Raw genomic sequence first — 16668 nt, forward strand, 5'->3', positions numbered from 1 at the left:
ACCCGCTTTTCTCCTTCCTTTAACATTTTCTACATAACGAATATCCTCAAAAGGAAATACAGGAGTTTCTTTCCATTTTCCGGCTGGGATCTCTCTGGATAAAGCGACTTCAAGGCCGCATCCTTCTGACAGCACCGATCCACTGCAGCACACTCATTTCCACTTCATTAAATGCATCCAGATCTGTCCGCAGGTAACCCGCAAGCTCTTCCACCCGTTCGTATTTCTTATAATCCCATGTCAGTCGTTGGATCGGCGGGAAACTTTTCTGTTTTTGAATGAACTCTTCTGTACTTTCCTCTAATATAAGCTGAATCCCACGTCTCCGTGTTCTTTACTTAATATTTCTCTTCTTAAATAGATCATTTCACTCATACTTATATTGAGTATCCTCAGGGTACGCGTGGGAAAGGTCGATTTATACCCCGCGGCCAAATACGGTTTCTGTCGCTGGCGTCCATCGTAATAAAATCGCCCTCTTCCTGGAGAATACTATTTTTCCTAAGTTATCAAATACCCCGCCATCCGTGAGATAGAGGTATTCAGGAAGTACATACGGATAGCTGGATGTTCCATCTGTATCTATAAAAGCAAGTCCTTTTGTGGAAAGACGAACAGGTGCAAAAATCATTGGGTACGCTGCGGACACCGCTACGGCAAAGGCCACGGAAATGTTATCTATATTTTTACTCCGTCCTATCTTCTCTCCCTCCATTGAAAAAGCATTAAAATAAAAGCCCTTCATTGTATTGAGGCAGGGCGGCGTTACAGTTCCAGAGCGGAGCATGGGGAAGTTCATTCATCTTTATATTTCCATACAGCTCTTTTTCCAGCATGTCCGGAAACATCATGCTTAAGTTCAGACGGGGAGCCCACAGCTTATGCGGCCGGCGCAGCAGCTTCCAGAAAAGCTTCCGCCTTATATTAACCAAACCCACGTCTGTCATAGGTTTGGTTACTCTATTATCAAAGTCTTTTACATCTTTAAAAGGACCGTCTGCAAGAGCTTTCATAACAGCCCCTGCCGTAATGCTGCCGCCGAAACCGATGTAATGCCCTGTACCTTGTGGTCAAGTCCGAGCTCCACCAGCCTTCGGTAGCCTCCCAGGCAGTAGTAGGAGGCCGTAAACCCCGCCGGAAAAACCGATGTTTAAGCCGTCTTGTTTCATCTACAGCCTCTCCCTTTACCGATGATTAAAAAAGCCGTAGGCGCTCCTATGATATTCGCATGCTGACGGTAGCTGCACGGAAGTACTTTAGGCGTTATTGTGGCATCAGGTATCGAGTGTACCAGCTTGTCTACTGCGTGCTGTATTTCCTCTACTGCACTCTTTCTTTCACTGATGCCCCCTCCAATTAATATAACTTCAGGGTCATAGACGTATTGGATATTATAAATGCCTGCTGCCAGATCGCGGTAAAATCGGCTATTGCCTCCTTACAGACCGCGTCCCCCTCCTCTGCAAGCCGGTATACATCCTGCCCCGTCAGGGCATCGCCGGCCGGTGATTTTTTTTGATTTACTTTATCCACAAGCGCTCCATGGATGCTGTTTCGCTCCATGTTTTTGAGTCGGGCTGCTCCAGTTGGTCAGCATATATCCAAACTCCCCGCCGGCAGATGAGCCCCTTTATGCAGTTCGCGGTTTTTTATAACCGCGCCGCCTATTCCTGTTCCTATTGTCATGACAATAATATTTTCCCTATCGGCGCCTGCCCCGTTCCAGACTTCCGCATAGGCTGCACAATTTGCATCGTTTTCTAAGTATACCGGGCATCCAAGGGACGTCTGCACAGCGGCTTTAATGTTTGGTCCATGAAGATAAGGAAGCGCACTGGTCCCATAAATTACTCCATCCTCCCCAACTGCGCCCGGCGCACTCACGGCGGCTCCCTGGACTGCTCCGGATTTATCCCATATTTGCCTGATCGAGTGGATCAGCTCTTCCAATGTTTCAGGCGTCCGGTATTTATCACTCTTTTTCATCTTTGCTTCTTCATTTACAATCCCGTGCTTAACGTAGGTTCCGCCTATATCAAATACTAGAATGTCCGGCACTATGATCCCTCCCTTCTATGTTGTAAGAATGCCCTGCTGCATATATTCTGTTTTATCAACAGCCAATCATTCTTCTTTTACCAGCCCATGCTTGAATGCGTAAACAACCGCCTGCGTGCGGTCATGGACGCTAAGCTTGCCAAGAATATTGCTTACATGAACCTTGGTGGTTTTCAGCGCAATAAACAGCTGGTCGGCAATTTCCTGGTTGCTTTTTCCTTCCGCCATCAGCTGAAGTACCTCCTGTTCTCTCGCAGTGAGCTGTTCATAAAGATCAGCCTGTACGGGTTTTCTCATCTTATGCAGCATTTTCTCGGTCACTTCCGGTTCGAGAATTGACTCTCCGCTGCATGCCGCCCGGACCGCATCGGCGATTCTGCCGGCTTTGGAGGTTTTAAGTATATAGCTCATAGCTCCCGCCTCGAGAGCCGGGTACACTTTTTCATCGTCCAGAAAGCTTGTAACAATAATAATTCTGGCAGACGGCCATTTATCCATAATGGCTTTTGTTGCTTCAATGCCGTCCATATCTTTCATGACAAGGTCCATTAGAATGACGTCCGGGCGGTGCTTGAATGCCTCTGCCACTGCCTCTCTTCCGCTGGACGCCTCTGCTACTACTTCCATGTCGGGCTGGGATGATAAATAGGCAGTGACGCCGATCCGTACCATTTCATGATCATCTGCAAACAGTATTCTAATCAACGCTTTGATCCTCCCTCCGCAGCTGCGGTACTTTTACTTCCACCCGGCTTCCTTCACCGGGAACGCTCACAATTTTACAGCGCCCGCCGACTTCTTCTGCACGCTCTTTCATGTTGGTCAGCCCGTAGCTGTCTGTGCGTGCTTCTGCCGCTTCAAATCCAATCCCATCATCGCTGATACGAAGAATAATCGTTTGATCTCGTTCAATCAGCAGCACGTGCAGGGTATGCGCTCTGGCATGGCGAAGCGTATTGGATACCGCTTCCTGCACGACACGGAACAGCTGATCTTCAACTCCTTTTTCAATCGGAAATTCTTCTGTCTTAATATGAATATCAAGCGGCACTTTTTCCCTCAGCTCTTCCACCAGTTTAATGACCCCCGCCTGAAGCGACTGTTCCTGGAGGGCGGCCGGCCTTAAATGCAGCAGCAGCGCTCTCATTTCCACCTGGGACTGAATAATCATATCTTCTACGAGCCTCCAGCGTTTTTTGGAAGTATCCGCTATCTCCTTTTCCTCATCAGTAATAGCAGAAACCATCATAGATGCCGCAAAAAGCTGCTGGCTGACGGAATCATGAAGCTCCCTGGCAATCCGGGTGCGTTCCTGTTCAATAACTTCCTGCAGACTCTGCTGCCTTTCCTCCGCCCGTTCGGTTGCGAGCTTTTGGCTTCGCTCTGCCTGAAGCTCCGCCTGCGTCTCCAGCTCCCTGAACGCCTTCTGAAGCTGTCTGAGCTCGGGCAGTGCCTCCTGATCCTGTCTTGGAAGTCTTTCCCCTCTGACTAACGAAGAAGCTTCTATAATTGCTTTCTGCCACTTATGCTGCCAGTATAATCCAGAAATCAGGCCCAGTACCGCCCCCGCTGTAACGAGCACAGCAGGCACCATAAATGCATAGGGGAGATCCCCTATCCTTGCCTCCCATAGTATGCGCAGCGATACCGGCTCAAATACCCGGAAGGTCATAATCAAAATCAGCAGCCCAATAAGCAGCGATGCCGCAATACCTATAACTATCTGTTTCATCAGCAGGGTCATCTGCGTTTCACCTCCAGATCTCCGGACAAAATGGAAGTAAAAATCTGCAGATGTACCGCTTCCGGTTCCTCTTCCTCAGAATGATAAATCATCGATTTATTAAACAAGCGCTCTTTTTCCATACCGGGCAAAAATACATGGCCGAATACCGTACTATGATACAGGCTGAACTTCACTTCGTACGGCACATAGATCGTTACCTTGCCCATGCCGTGCCTTATGACAATAACGGCTTCCTCCGGGAGAACGGTGTTCGTTGTATCAATAATACGGTCTCCGACGCCTCCGGTTATATTAATGTGTTTCCAGCCGTAGGGCTGCTCCAGCGTCTTTTCCTTGCCCAGAAATCTATTTTTCAGCAGTGGACGCTCGGCTTCCCTCTGCCTGTCCGGTTTTTCTGTTAAAAATGAAGGAACCAGTTCATCCGGCTGTTCCCGTTTTTTATGGTTCTGGATAAGCAGAAGCACTAAGAATGCCACAATGGCAAACCGTACCGAAATCGTGCTGAGAGCCGACAGTCCCAAACCGACAGCGCCTATCCAGAAGACCACCTTTCCAAGCGTTCGTTTCATAAATTTTTTACCTAAAAAAAGAAGAACGGCAAAAAATAACAGGGAAAAAATAATACCGCCGTCTGTAAATAACAGCTCTATGGCTAAAAGAATGACAGCAATCAGGCCGACTGTGTTTATCGTTGTTGTTGAAATTCTGGAAAGCATCGCCGTTCTCCTTTCTTCACGCTGTTATGTAGAAAAAAAGGGGACCCGCTGCCCCCCTTTGATTATTTCTCTTCAAGCCTTGCCACCCGCTCGTCAAATGACTGTTTTTCCTCGTCATCCTTTTCCCAGTGGGCCAGCCCGTCCAAATACCGCTCCATGTCGGAGAAGTGATCGGCCGCTGCATTTTCTTCTTCATTATACACTTTCCGGCTATTGTAATTGACCCGGAACACATTTTCTTTACCCATTAATTCCAGCCGCTTGATGTGCATATCTTTGACTTTATGCTTCATGCTTTCATATTTGGATTCGATCTCTTCAAGCTGTTTTTCTGTTTCTTTTTTCATGGCTGCCAGCTTTTCGGTGCGGGTTTCATATTCTTCTTTTTCTTGGAGCGCAAACGCATAGAATTCGTCATTGCCCTTTTCTTTTACTACCTCGGCCTGATAGGTGCGTTTTTCCAGCATAGCAGAGGCTTCCTCATGTTCTTTCGTAAACGTGTCGACAAGCTGTCGCTGTCTCGCTACAAGGACTGCCGTCTTTTCGGTTTCCCGTTCGGCCTGCTTAATGTAATGCTGCAGCGACTCGGCCGGATTATGTCTCTCCTTTTTCTCCTGCCAGTGCTGCATTTCCGTATCCATCGTTTCTTTCATTTTCATCCATAGAGTGCTCATGTTTATCCTCCTTTATTTTTGAAGTCTGGACCATTCCCGGTCAAAGCTTGAAAATGGATCATCGTGGTCTTTAAAGCTGCGGGCTTCGTTCAGCCCTTTGTACTTTTCCCAGCACCAGTATAAAAGCCAAGCGGCCAACGCGCCCAGAATGGCATAAATATTGGATACTGCGAGTACAATACCGGTAATCCCCAGGAGAACCCAGAGTATCCTGCCTCCTGTGCTGAAGCTTTTCTGATACTGTACGTAGGCGGCATAAGCCGCGAACACACCAAGTGCCAGCAGCAGGAGCGGACCGAGGTTGGCAAGCAGAACAATCACCGCGAACAGGGCAAGAACAATCAATCCAAATTTTTTCATTTTCTTTCCTCCTTTCCTTTCGTTAGCTTTATTTTACGATTCATTTTCGGTCTGCATCAGCAGCCTCCGGCATATTTATGTCTAAGCCTGCAGGCGTATTTCTACATAGTTTCGGAATGTGCCTGGACGGGTACTCTGTTTAGATGAGCTTGACTATGAAGGAGGATATTCAAATGAGTAAAACCATATTTATTACAGGAGCAGGAACCGGTCTTGGAAAAGGCACAGCAATTGGTCTGGCAAAAAAAGGCCATCATGTGATTGCGGCGGTTGAAATTATTTCCCAGGTAACGAGCCTTCGCGAAGCAGCCGATGCGGCAGGCGTCAAACTGGAAGTGATTAAGCTTGATGTGACGAGCAGACGCGATCAGCAGCTGATCGAAGAATACGATTATGACGTATTTGTCGCCAATGCAGCGATCGGTGAAGGCGGCCCGATTTCGGAAATTCCAGTGGACCGGGTGCGTGAAGTATACGAAACAAACGTCTTCAGCACGCTGGAAAACGCCCAGATTGCGGCAAAAAAATTCGTGAACAAAAAGCAGGGCAAGATCATTTTCCTTAGTTCTATCGTTGGTATTGTAGCGATGCCTTACCTCGGCGCATACAGCTCCTCCAAGCACGCTATCGAAGCAATTGCGAAGACGATGAAAGCAGAGCTTGAAGAATTCGGCGTGCAGGTTGCCACCATTAATCCCGGCCCGTTTGAAACAGGATTTAACGACCGTATGTTTGAAGAAAAATGGAAATGGTATGATGAAAAAGAAAACTTCACCAAACGCTCTTCGATTGAAGAAACAGAAACTATTCTTGATCAGCAGTATGATCCGGAAGACATGATCAATAAAATGGTGGAAGTGATTGAATCCGATCACCATGCCTTCCGTACCGCGCATCCACAGGAAACAGAAGACACGATGAAACAGACTGAAAAAGACAAGTGGGAAGAACGCGTATAACCCTATAGAATGAAAAAGTGCCGGCCTGCAGCCGGTACTTTTTTTTGGCAGGACTTTCTTTTTGCCAGCCTTCTTTTTATTGAGTACAGTAGAGACAAATGGTTATTCGGGGGTTTGGTTATGGCGCTGAGACGGATAGTGGTACTGCTTTTTTATGTTGGGGTGTTCTGGCTCATATATCAATATGGAGGATCTTTATACAACTGGCTGCAGGTAAACAGCCGGGACTATTTCTTTTTAACAGCGGGGGCCGCCGTCCTGTTTTCCCTGTTTCCGATTATTCCCTACCCTATTATCGGCGGGGTTATCGGCGCCGCTTACGGAGCGGTTCTCGGTTCGCTTCTTGTCTGGTTTGGGTCTGCGATGGCTTCCATTTTAATGTTTTTACTCGTTCGTTATGGATTTCAGGACGTTGGCCGCCGCATCATTAATAAATATGCTGCTCTGGAGCGGATCACAGTGCTTTTTGAAAAAAATGCGTTCTTTACTCTGTTTGTTACCCGGCTGATTCCGGTTATTCCAAGCATCATCGTTAACTGCTATGCCGCCTTAAGCAGCATCCGGCTTCTTCCTTACGCCGTTGCTTCATCGCTCGGCAAAATCCCCTCGATGATTTTATTTGCAACGATTGGAACACTCGTTACGACCAACCCGTCACAGCTTCTTTATGCAGCGATGGTGTACGGCGTGTTTCTCCTGATTTTTTATTTTGTTTACCGCTGGTTTAAGAAGCGGGCAGCGGCGGAAGCCGTACTTAATAAAACCCTAAACAGAATCCTCCTGCCTCATAACGAAAGCCGCCCGGGTGTGCCGGACGGCTTTTTTTACACGGTCATACAGAAGTTTCCTATTATTGGATATCTATTTTCTAAAAATTGTGATATTTTTAAACGTAACAGCACGATTCTTTCTTCTTCCTCTTCCGTTACAGCGTCCTTTATTCATAGAAAAGGAGGCAGCCCTTAATGGACCCGCGTGTTTTTTATCCATCCACCCCTCGTATTCTGCCATTTTCAAAAACAGAAAAAAAGCAAAAATACCTCTTGCTAAAGTTTGTGAAATGTTGCACAATTAACTTGTGAAGTAATTCACATGATTACTAAAAAGGAGTGATTCATATGGATACGATGAAAAAAGAAAAAGTAAACCGCGTAGTACTGATTGGTGCAGGTCTTGTTGGAAGCAGCTATGCTTTTGCCTTAATTAATCAGGCAATTACCGAGGAATTGGTTATTATTGATGTAAACAAAGAAAAAGCAATCGGAGACGTAATGGATTTAAATCACGGAAAAGCATTTGCTCCATCTCCTACAAATACATGGTACGGCGATTTCAGCGACTGCAAGGAAGCAGATATTGTCTGCATCTGCGCAGGCGCCAACCAGAAGCCCGGCGAAACCCGCCTTGATCTGGTGGAAAAAAAATGAAAATTTTTAAAACACTGGTCGACCAGGTAATGGAAAATCATTTCGACGGTATTTTCCTTGTCGCCACCAACCCGGTTGATATTCTTACCCAGGCTGTTAAAATGTTCAGCGGTTTCCCGGCCTCCCGTGTAATTGGCAGTGGTACGACGCTTGATACGGCGCGCTTTAGATTTCTATTGAGCGATTATTTTAACGTATCTGCAAGCAACGTCCATGCCGACGTAATCGGCGAGCACGGCGATACCGAACTTCCCGTCTGGAGCAGTGCGACAATCGGCAGTGTGCCCATCACTGAGTATATAAAAACCAATCCAGCCTACAAGGCAGAGGACCTGGACAAAATTTTCGAAAACGTCCGCGATGCCGCCTACCATATCATCCAGAAAAAAGGGGCTACCTACTACGGTATTGCAATGAGTCTGGCCCGCGTCACGCGTGCGATTCTGGGGAACGAAAACTGCATTCTTACCGTAAGCGCCTATTTGGATGGGGAATACGGAGCAAAAGACGTATATGCCGGCGTGCCGACGATTGTAAACCGTCAGGGCATCCGCGAAGTCGTACAGCTGGCGCTTACCGAAAAAGAACAGCAGCAGTTTGACCACAGCATGAAAACGCTCAAGGATACGCTGGAACCAGCTGTCAAAAATCTTACTAACTAATTACACTACAAATTATAGAAGAGAGATGACCTTTCATGTGGTACCAGCAGTATGACCCTTTTGGCAATGAATGGATCAGTGCGCTGATCGCGTTTCTTCCTATCCTTCTTTTCCTGCTTGCAATGACCGTCTTCAAAATGAAAGGAGTGTATGCGGCTGCCTTATCTCTTGCAGCATGTACAGGTATTACCATTCTTTTCTTTGATATGCCGGCGGCTACCGCTCTTTCAGCTGTGATTTTGGGCTTTGGACGAGCGCTGTGGCCGATCGGCTATATCGTCATTATGGCCGTCTGGCTTTATAAAATAGCCGTAGAAACCGGTAAATTCGATATTATCCGCGGCAGTATCGCTAACATTTCCCAGGATCACCGCCTCCAGCTTCTCCTGATCGGCTTCAGCTTTAACGCCTTTCTTGAAGGGGCTGCCGGATTTGGTGTTCCTATCGCTATCAGCGCCGCCCTTCTGGTGACGCTAGGATTTAAGCCTTTAAAAGCGGCCGGACTCTGCCTGATCGCCAATGCTGCATCAGGCGCATTCGGCGCTATTGGTATTCCGGTTATTACCGGCGCTCAGGTCGGGGGCCTGGAAACACTGGAACTTTCCCGCATGCTCGCCTGGATCCTTCCCGGCATCAGCTTTGCCGTGCCATTTATTCTTATATTCATTCTTGATGGCCGGAAAGGGGTAAAGGAAATCCTTCCTGCTCTCTTCGTTGTGAGCGGTACGTATACTCTTGCCCAGGTCGTGACGATTGTATTTATGGGGCCGGAGCTTGCCAATATTTTATCCTCTCTGCTCAGTATGGTTGCACTTGCTGTGTTTCTCCGTACGTGGCAGCCGAAAACCATTTACCGGGAACCCGGTGCAGAAGTGCTTCCTGAAAAGGAACACTACAGCTTTAAACAAATTATCGTCTCCTGGTCTCCTTTCTACATTTTAACGGCGGTTATTGCCGTTTGGAGCCTGCCTTCTTTTCAGGCCTTGTTTGCCGAAGGCGGACGATTTGCTTCCACTACATTAGCCGTCCAGATGCCGGCTCTTCATCAGCAGGTGATGCAGCTTCCTCCCATTGCCGCCGTGGAAACGGCCATGGATGCAGTATGGAGCGTGAATCTTTTATCTGCAACCGGAACCGCTATTTTCGTATCTATTCTGCTGACGAGCACATTTTTTCCATCTCTAAATGGCTTTCAGACCATGCGGGTCCTGGGAAAGACGATTAAAGAGCTGTGGCTTCCTGTATTGACCATCTGTCTTGTTATGGCTTTTGCGAACCTTTCCAACTATGCAGGACTCAGTGCCTCTATGGGATTAGCCTTATCGAAGACAGGGATGTTCTTTCCTTTTGTAAGCCCAGTACTTGGCTGGATCGGCGTGTTTCTGACCGGTTCTGTCGTTAATAACAATGCCCTGTTTGGAAGTCTCCAGGTTGTTACAGCCAATCAAATCGGGACGAGCCCGGCTCTTCTGCTTGCTTCAAATACTGCAGGCGGCGTCATGGGTAAATTGATTTCCCCGCAGTCTATTGCTATTGCTACTGCCGCTGTTCAACAGACAGGCAAAGAATCCGAGCTGTTTAAATTTACGCTCCGCTACAGCCTCGCCCTTCTGTTTATCGTCTGTCTGCTTACTTTTATACTTTCATTTATATTTACCACATGAGACATGGGATACACAATATTTAGAAACAAAGATGCTTTCCAAAAAGTCCATTTAAAAAACGAGACTTTTATATGGTGATCTGATAAAAAGATAGATACAGGATCAGGCGGAAGCTTTCGGCAGGCCTAGCCTTAAGCTAAAGAGGAAAAGCAGCCTCTTTAGCTTCACCGATGGCTCTTCTGCTCGAGTCACCGCCTGATCTTTCTTGAATTTGCAGCAGCTTTCATTTTTAACAGAAAAGATTATTAGGGTAACAGAAAAAACCTCGTATTCCTTTCAACAGGAATACGAGGTTTTTGATGGATATTTTTTCTAATATAAATGAAAAATGACATCTACAAAATAAGTTTTTTGGCAGTGGCCTTTATGCTTATTCTTTTGTCATATCTTTGGTGCTTCGTACCGTATCAATCGGCCGCACCATTTTTTCGATTTCTTCCCGCTGCGATTCAAGCATAGGCGGAAGCGACAGCTTCTCCCCAAGCGTTTCATATGGTTCGTCTCCCATAAAGCCCGGTCCGTCTGTCGCAAATTCAAATAAAATCTGCGGCGCTACTCTAGTGTACAGCGATTTAAAGAAATGGCGGTCCACGTAACCGGAGTGCTGGAAGCCGAACTGATCGAGCCTGCCGATCCATTCTTCTAGTGCCGGGCGGTCATCTACACGCAGAGCCGCATGGTGAACCGTTCCATACCCCTGGCGGGCCGGGGGAAGAATGACGTTGTACTCTACAATAATCTGTGCGCCGTTTCCGCCTTCTCCTGTCTCAAATAAATGAAAGGCGCCATCCTGATCGATTTCACGGAACATCAGGACCTTCTCCAGCATTTCTTTAAACTGGCTCACATTATCTACTCTTACATAAATCGGGCCGAGGCCGGTAATCGCATACTCCAGCGGAACCGGACCATTCTGCCATGGTGTGCCGGCAGCCACGCCTTCATTTGTTTCATCAGACACAAGCTCATACTGCTGATCATCGAAATCTGTAAACGCCAGCCTCTTTTTCCCAAAACGCTCTTTGATTCCGTGGTGTTTAACATTCAGGCGTTCGAAACGACCCACCCAGTAGTCAAGCGCTTTATTATCCGGCACGCGGAAAGACGTTTTGGCAATTTCATTGGTGCCGTGCTGGCCTTTCGGTATACCCGGGAAATCAAAAAACGTCATATCTGTCCCGGCACTGCCTTTGTCATCGGCAAAGAAAAGATGATAGGTTTTTATGTCATCCTGGTTTACTGTCTTTTTCACGAGGCGCATGCCGAGAACATACGTAAAAAACTCATAGTTTTTCTCTGCACTGCTTGTAATAGCCGTAACGTGATGCATTCCTGTTAATTCTTTCATCGATTTCAACTCCTTATTTATCTATCCGTTCTCTATAGTACCCTACTCTTTTTCTTCTTCCAATAAATCAGTCCTGAAAAAAAGAAGCCCGTGGGCTTCCTTGATCAGCTGCCGTATCGTTCTTTGACAAGCGGCAGCAGGCCATTTGTTTCCAGATAAGGACGCGGAGCCAGAAATGTTACCGTTACGACTCCAGGATGACGTCCGATTTCAATCGATCCGGTAATAGTCGAGCGGTTCATAACCTCCGGCACGTCAATGCCAAACAGTTTGGCAGCGCGCTCCATTCCATTGGTCGTAGCTGCGTTTAAATCAGCTCCCGTTCCGACAAAGGAAATCGGATACGATTCTTCCATTTCTGTTACCCCCCATTCGCGGCTTAAGGCAAGGGCCTCCTGCTTTTCCTGATCGGAGAAAGGTTTGGCCAGATAAGGAAGGTCTTCTGTGACCGGAAGCAGCATCGGTCCTTCAATGTTAAGTCCTTTCATTACCTGCACTTCAAGAGTAACGATGCCGGATACATCCGTCGTATGGCCGGCGATCTCTCCATCCCCCTGCATCGCATGCATGTCTCCCAGATATACTCCTCCACCCGGAACTTTTACCGGACAGATCACTACGGCACCCTGACGCACCCGGTTAATATCCATATGGCCGTCGGTACGCTCCTCCAATTCTTCTTCCGTTACGGCAAACTCATGCGGCGCCCCAATTAAAAACTGGCCAAAATCGCCGGCATTGTGAGAATCTGGCAATGCCCGGGAAGGTGTGGTACCCAGCTGGCCCAGAAATGGGCGCAGTCTTGCCATGGCTCCAACCAAATTCATGGGGCGCAAACGTAACGACCGGGTTTTGGATGGAGTGTTCGGGAGTATTCATATATTCTTTCGCGCTGCCTGCGATTTTTTCCGCTGCTTCCTGAGGAAGCGTCAGCCCTACTGTTTTCTGCTGATTAAAAGCCATCGTATACGCATTCGTAAAGACAAATGGCGTGATATCCTCGCCGCACGTATTGCAGCGGACAGCGGTCTGGCCTATGCCGTCAATGGTAGTCTCCGGACGCATAGTGCCGCACCCCGGACATTTCACTGCCACGAATGGATCTCCAACGAAACGGCCGTCTACTGGTTTATCATTCCCGGAAGCCGTGGCGGCCGACGTCACTTCAATCGATTGGATCCGGATAACAATCGCATCCCCCACTTCTGCGCCTTCTACATACACGGGCTTTGTTACTTCATGTCCTCCCCGCAGAGCCGGGGTAATCATCGGTCCCCAGCATCCAGGTGCTGTATTGGCGATAATGTGTCCTCCATCCTTCACTTTATATTCCATCTCTTTCGCCGGATCAAGCACCCCATCCGTGAATTCATTAACATATACCGTCTGCTTTGCTGCCATTTTTACCCGCTCCTTTGCCATAAGTATATTTATTATGAAAAGTAACTACACTTACCTATTCGCTCTCTGCGGCAGATAGTCCTTTTCTTTACACAAATTCGTCCTCAAAAAAGAAGGTACTACTTTTATAAACATGCACAAATGCCCTGTCCTCCAAAGGACAGGGCGTCTAATTATCTCGGTATAGTAAGAACCTGACCGACATGAATTACATTACTGCTCCCTATTTTGTTGGCTGTTTTGATTTTAGTGACAGTCGTACCGTATTTGCGGGAGAGGCTGTACAGCGTGTCTCCTGATTTAACGATGTGTTTTACCGAGGTCGTTGGAGCCGGTTTAACAGGTGCAGCATCTTTTCCCGGAATCACCAGCTTCTGTCCAATACGGATCACATTGGAATTACTCAGTTTATTTGTACTTACAAGCTGGGATACGCTTACATTATATCGATTAGCTATGCTGTAGAGCGTGTCCCCAGCCTTAACTGTATACGTGGTACCTGTCCCGGTTGATGGGGGTGTTACTTTCCCTGGAATCACAAGTTTTTGTCCTACACGGATAATTCCTGCATTGCTCAGCTTATTTGCACTTACGAGCTGGGATACGCTCACTTTATACCGATTAGCGATACTGTACAGCGTATCGCCGGCTTTCACGGTATACGTGGTGCCTGTATCGGCCGGCGGCGTGGACGCTTTGATTTTCAACAGTTCGGACACGGTTACAAATTTATACCCCTTTGCTTTAAGCTGCTTGATGATTTCCGGCAGTGCTCCTGGAGTTCCTGATGCCCCTGCACCGGTATGCATCAGAACAATGGAACCCGGCACGATGTTTTTTACGACCCGGTTGGTAATGTCAGTTTTGGAATTGCCCTTCCAGTCCACGGTATCAATGTTCCAGTGGATCGTATGCGTATACCCTGCATCTCCCACTGCTTTTAATACGGAGGAATTAGTGGAACCAAATGGTGCCCGAAATAAAGGCTTTGTCGATTTCCCGGTTGTATTTTTTACAATAGTCTCCGTACGGCTGAGTTCACTCTTCATCTGCGTGGCGGTCAGTTTGGTGAAATCCGGATGAGTGTAGGAGTGGTTGGCCAGCTCATGCCCCTGAGCAGCTATATTTCGAATAGCCTGAGGATGATCGTTCGTTCCTGATCCGGTTAGGAAAAAAGTAGACTTAATGTTGTTTGCGGACAAGGTATTCAGAATTTTGGGAATATTAGTTCCATCCGCTCCATCATCAAAGGTTAACGCGACAACCTTACTTGAGGTATTTCCTTTTGTTACATACTGGGAGCTGGCAGCATCAGCGGGAGGCGTAAACGAAAACAGGGTAACAAACAGCAGAAAGAACACCGCAGCGACCTTCAACAGCTTGATCCACATGACCCTTCACCTCTTCTATTATTTATGCTAAGGGGCATTAGCATATGTAAAAAAAGAGTTTGTACCTACTCGGTTTATGTAGTTCTATTATACTCCCGAAAGTTAATATATTGTATGTATATTTTAGGTTTTTATCATAAATATTTTTCTGTGGGATTAGATTAAACAGCTGCGCTTCCGCTTTGTAAGCAAATAAATACTTCATAAAAAAAGAACCCGGCCGTAACAGCCGGATCCTGCAATGTGAAATATGGATTTACACTTTCAGTAATCCCCGGAAGCCTCTTGAGGTATAGTAGGAATCCGCTCCGTTATGATACACAAACACAGTGTCATAGCGGCGGTCGCAGAAGAGCGCTCCGCCCAGCTTTCTAATGGCTGCGGGCGTCTGTACCCAGCTCGATGTTTTCAAATCAACGCTTTCTATCTTCTGCAGTTCCCGGTACTGTTCTTCTGTTAAAAGCTCAATACCCATGGATGCAGCCAGATCAACTGCGTTGTTTTCCGGCTTGTATTTTTTCCTTGCCTCCAGCGCTTCACGATCGTAACAAAGCTTTCTGCGGCCTTTTGGGCTTTCCGCTGAACAATCATAAAAGATATATTCTCCTGTTTTGCTGTCATAGCCTACTACATCCGGTTCGCCGTCCGTTCTTTCCATTTCATAGAGCGACCAGAGCTTTCCGGTATTCGCTTCAAGCTTCACCTGCACATCCTCCCAGTTTATTTCTTCATGCCGGTTCCTGTGCTTCTCAAACCGGGCCTTCAATGTTCCCAGCAGTTCTTCTCTCTGCTCCAATGATAGTTTTTCCGCCATATAGACAGACCTCCCTGTGGTTTACATTAGATAGTAATGCGCCGCTTCTTCCTGCTTTCTTTTTATTATACTGTGGAAAGCGCTGTATGTGGTTGAAATCGACGATATCGTTTATGCTTGAACTATATTCAAAAGGGGGCTTTCCCATGACAACAAAGCCTTTTCAACTCAAACTCGCCGTTATGATTGCCGGTATCGCCTGTGCTCTCGTTTATTCCAATGTGCTGTATATTGCTGCGGTCTTTTTTATTAATGCCTGGATCGATTTTTCCTATTCGCGGAAAAAAAGAAATACTGACAAATAAACGCCGCCGGCTCCTTCTATAGTTGCTATTTCCGCTGTTTTCGTTTAATATATACCGAATTCGGAAATACTAGAGATAGAACAAGATAGAAGGAGATTTTGCTATGTATACCCTGCTTTATACAGAGGATCCCTCTACGATCGCAGTAGAGATTGAAGGAACAGTTACACAAGAAGATGCCGAACAGCTTGACCATCACGTAGAAGAAAACTTTGGAAGCAGCAGTACGTTTAACGTGTTTGTTGTGTTTAACGAAGTGGATCGTACCTCTTTGAAACAAATAGTAGAAGGAAGTACTTTTAACGAAAAACGCCGGGACCAGTTTGATAAATTTGCTATTCTCAGCGATAAAACGTGGCTGAAGTTCGCCGCAAAAGCAGGCGGCCTGATGCCCGGCCTCTCGATGAAGCACTTCGATAAAGATGAAACCGACAAAGCCTGGGACTGGATCCAGGAAGCCTAAATGAAACCCCCTCTTCTATATTAGGATGAGGGGGTTTTATTTTAGAAAAAAGAAGCTGCGTGGTCAAAATCGGCAAACAATGAATCCGGGTATGGGAGCACCAGCTGCGGAATACTACAGGAGGAATAGTAAGCAGCCGTGCCCGCGGCGATCGAGCCTCCGTCCAGACGTCCTCCCCGCACTACGCACTCAAAGCAGAGCATGACATACTCCACCTGGTCACCGTTTTCGTATGTATGCCTGAAATCCTTTCCTGTGAAAACTCCCTGCAGCTGAATGGGCTGCACATGAAGCCCCGTTTCCTCCCAGACTTTCCGGATTAGTGCCTGAGAAGGCGTCTCTCCCGGTTCCATTGCGCCGGTGGGAAGATCCCACTCCCCGTTTTCAGCCTGCAGGAATAATATTTCGTTATTTTCATTGCGGATAACTGCCGCTGTACTCGGCATGTAAATCAACTCTGCCCCTATCTCAGCACGCAGGCTGTCATAGTATTCAGACGCAGCCATAATTGTCGCCCTCCTCTTATTATGCATTTACCTACATTCCATATTCTTTTGTATATTCCTTCTTTTTCATAACAATTAGATAAAAAGAAAACGAATACACAACCATAGACCCAATAAAATGAGTGGGTCTATCCCTTCTGCCGATCTACAAAAGAAAGCAGAAAGGCTGTCCG

At 47.0% G+C, this 16668-nt stretch carries 19 protein-coding genes and 2 pseudogenes; 6 read left to right on the top strand and 15 right to left on the bottom strand.

What is annotated here, in order from left to right:
* Positions 1–418 precede the first annotated feature (418 nt).
* The 10 genes from MMY81_RS25325 to MMY81_RS25365 form a co-directional block, all read right to left on the bottom strand.
* Complete coding sequence (locus MMY81_RS25325; RefSeq protein WP_252315002.1) at positions 419–631, bottom strand: hypothetical protein; 213 nt, start codon at positions 629–631, stop codon at positions 419–421.
* A 94-nt stretch (positions 632–725) separates the two neighbouring features.
* Positions 726–1013, bottom strand: coding sequence for a hypothetical protein (locus MMY81_RS25330; RefSeq protein ID WP_252315003.1), 288 nt, complete (start codon positions 1011–1013; stop codon positions 726–728).
* Between the two features lie 152 nt (positions 1014–1165).
* Complete coding sequence (locus tag MMY81_RS35850) at positions 1166–1411, bottom strand: ROK family protein (protein WP_374562822.1); 246 nt, start codon at positions 1409–1411, stop codon at positions 1166–1168.
* Complete coding sequence (locus MMY81_RS25335) at positions 1357–1563, bottom strand: hypothetical protein (protein ID WP_252315004.1); 207 nt, start codon at positions 1561–1563, stop codon at positions 1357–1359. Before MMY81_RS25335 ends, MMY81_RS35850 begins: the two co-directional genes overlap by 55 nt.
* Before the next feature lie 27 nt (positions 1564–1590).
* The gene (locus tag MMY81_RS25340; protein ID WP_252315005.1) at positions 1591–2058 is read right to left on the bottom strand and encodes an ROK family protein; all 468 of its coding nucleotides are present in this window, start codon (positions 2056–2058) and stop codon (positions 1591–1593) included.
* A 66-nt stretch (positions 2059–2124) separates the two neighbouring features.
* Positions 2125–2763 (bottom strand): response regulator, encoded by a 639-nt coding sequence (locus MMY81_RS25345; RefSeq protein ID WP_252315006.1) that lies wholly within the window; start codon positions 2761–2763, stop codon positions 2125–2127.
* Positions 2756–3802, bottom strand: a complete 1047-nt coding sequence (locus MMY81_RS25350) for a sensor histidine kinase (RefSeq protein ID WP_252315007.1) — start codon at positions 3800–3802, stop codon at positions 2756–2758. Before MMY81_RS25350 ends, MMY81_RS25345 begins: the two co-directional genes overlap by 8 nt.
* Positions 3799–4521 (bottom strand): cell wall-active antibiotics response protein LiaF, encoded by a 723-nt coding sequence (liaF, locus tag MMY81_RS25355; RefSeq protein WP_252315008.1) that lies wholly within the window; start codon positions 4519–4521, stop codon positions 3799–3801. The genes MMY81_RS25350 and liaF overlap by 4 nt, the downstream gene beginning before the upstream one ends.
* 62 nt (positions 4522–4583) lie before the next feature.
* The gene (locus MMY81_RS25360) at positions 4584–5195 is read right to left on the bottom strand and encodes a PspA/IM30 family protein (RefSeq protein ID WP_252315009.1); all 612 of its coding nucleotides are present in this window, start codon (positions 5193–5195) and stop codon (positions 4584–4586) included.
* A gap of 12 nt (positions 5196–5207) precedes the next feature.
* Positions 5208–5555, bottom strand: coding sequence for a lmo0954 family membrane protein (locus MMY81_RS25365; protein ID WP_252315010.1), 348 nt, complete (start codon positions 5553–5555; stop codon positions 5208–5210).
* Between the two features lie 173 nt (positions 5556–5728).
* Here MMY81_RS25365 and MMY81_RS25370 point away from each other — a divergent pair, with 173 nt between their 5' ends.
* From MMY81_RS25370 to MMY81_RS25385, 4 genes and pseudogenes are all read left to right on the top strand, one after another.
* Positions 5729–6514 (top strand): SDR family oxidoreductase, encoded by a 786-nt coding sequence (locus MMY81_RS25370; RefSeq protein ID WP_252315011.1) that lies wholly within the window; start codon positions 5729–5731, stop codon positions 6512–6514.
* A gap of 120 nt (positions 6515–6634) precedes the next feature.
* A complete protein-coding gene (locus MMY81_RS25375) occupies positions 6635–7480 on the top strand; it encodes a TVP38/TMEM64 family protein (protein WP_252315012.1) in 846 nt (281 codons plus the stop codon).
* A 161-nt stretch (positions 7481–7641) separates the two neighbouring features.
* Positions 7642–8603, top strand: a pseudogene (locus MMY81_RS25380) (L-lactate dehydrogenase).
* Between the two features lie 35 nt (positions 8604–8638).
* Positions 8639–10267: an L-lactate permease gene (locus tag MMY81_RS25385; protein WP_252315013.1), complete on the top strand. Its 1629-nt coding sequence runs from the start codon at positions 8639–8641 to the stop codon at positions 10265–10267.
* Between the two features lie 370 nt (positions 10268–10637).
* Here the strand turns inward: MMY81_RS25385 and MMY81_RS25390 are convergent, their stop codons facing one another.
* The 4 genes and pseudogenes from MMY81_RS25390 to MMY81_RS25405 all read right to left on the bottom strand — a co-directional run bounded on the left by MMY81_RS25390 (position 10638) and on the right by MMY81_RS25405 (position 15221).
* Positions 10638–11615, bottom strand: a complete 978-nt coding sequence (locus MMY81_RS25390; RefSeq protein WP_252315014.1) for a ring-cleaving dioxygenase — start codon at positions 11613–11615, stop codon at positions 10638–10640.
* A gap of 104 nt (positions 11616–11719) precedes the next feature.
* Positions 11720–13016: pseudogene (locus tag MMY81_RS25395) on the bottom strand (acetamidase/formamidase family protein).
* A 173-nt stretch (positions 13017–13189) separates the two neighbouring features.
* Positions 13190–14407, bottom strand: a complete 1218-nt coding sequence (locus tag MMY81_RS25400; RefSeq protein ID WP_252315015.1) for a LysM peptidoglycan-binding domain-containing protein — start codon at positions 14405–14407, stop codon at positions 13190–13192.
* A 256-nt stretch (positions 14408–14663) separates the two neighbouring features.
* A complete protein-coding gene (locus MMY81_RS25405) occupies positions 14664–15221 on the bottom strand; it encodes a DUF4256 domain-containing protein (RefSeq protein ID WP_252315016.1) in 558 nt (185 codons plus the stop codon).
* 146 nt (positions 15222–15367) lie between these two features.
* Here MMY81_RS25405 and MMY81_RS25410 point away from each other — a divergent pair, with 146 nt between their 5' ends.
* Together MMY81_RS25410 and MMY81_RS25415 are read left to right on the top strand one after the other, a co-directional pair.
* Positions 15368–15526, top strand: coding sequence for a hypothetical protein (locus MMY81_RS25410; RefSeq protein WP_170146933.1), 159 nt, complete (start codon positions 15368–15370; stop codon positions 15524–15526).
* Between the two features lie 103 nt (positions 15527–15629).
* On the top strand, positions 15630–15989 hold the full coding sequence (locus tag MMY81_RS25415) for a SpoIIAA family protein (RefSeq protein ID WP_252315017.1): 360 nt from the start codon (positions 15630–15632) through the stop codon (positions 15987–15989).
* Between the two features lie 41 nt (positions 15990–16030).
* Here the strand turns inward: MMY81_RS25415 and MMY81_RS25420 are convergent, their stop codons facing one another.
* Positions 16031–16495: an NUDIX domain-containing protein gene (locus MMY81_RS25420; RefSeq protein ID WP_252315018.1), complete on the bottom strand. Its 465-nt coding sequence runs from the start codon at positions 16493–16495 to the stop codon at positions 16031–16033.
* Positions 16496–16668 lie beyond the last annotated feature (173 nt).

This window comes from Sinobaca sp. H24, assembly GCF_023845525.1.